Source organism: Tenacibaculum aiptasiae (assembly GCF_008806755.1).
Lineage (GTDB): Bacteria > Bacteroidota > Bacteroidia > Flavobacteriales > Flavobacteriaceae > Polaribacter > Polaribacter aiptasiae.
This window is the reverse complement of the sequence record NZ_WAAU01000068.1, coordinates 1-440: the sequence shown is the minus strand read 5'-3', so window position 1 is coordinate 440 and position 440 is coordinate 1. Positions and strand designations below refer to the sequence as shown.

Sequence of the window (440 nt, the reverse complement as noted above, 5' to 3'; positions counted from 1 at the left end):
ACAGTTCTTCCAATAGGTTTAAGTGCTACAGCTGGAGCTGAGGTAACGTTTACTGTAAACTATAATAATTTACCAGAAGGAGTAGAAGTATTTATTGAAGATAAAGAAGAGAATACTTTTACAAAGTTAAGTTCTGAATTGAATGAATTTTATACGGTAACAATTACAGAGAAAGTAAATGGAGTAGGTCGTTTTTACTTACATACTCAGCAGAAAGCCAAAGTAAATACAAACATTAATAATGTTAAGATTTACAATACATCAGATAATACCTTAATTATAGAAGGAATTTCTAAAGGTACTTTTAATATGACTTTATATGCTATTCATGGAGCTGCAGTACTAAGTAAAACAGTTGAAGGAAAAGGAAGAAACACAGTAAGTCTTCCAGATTTAGAAACAGGAGTTTACGTAGTAAGAATAACTTCAGAATTAGGTAA

General features: G+C 30.2%; 1 protein-coding gene. It reads left to right on the top strand.

Annotated features, from left to right (window positions below; translation table 11 throughout):
- On the top strand, nucleotides 1-440 hold a 440-nt coding region (locus tag F7018_RS17995; RefSeq protein ID WP_150901488.1), incomplete at both ends, for a T9SS type A sorting domain-containing protein.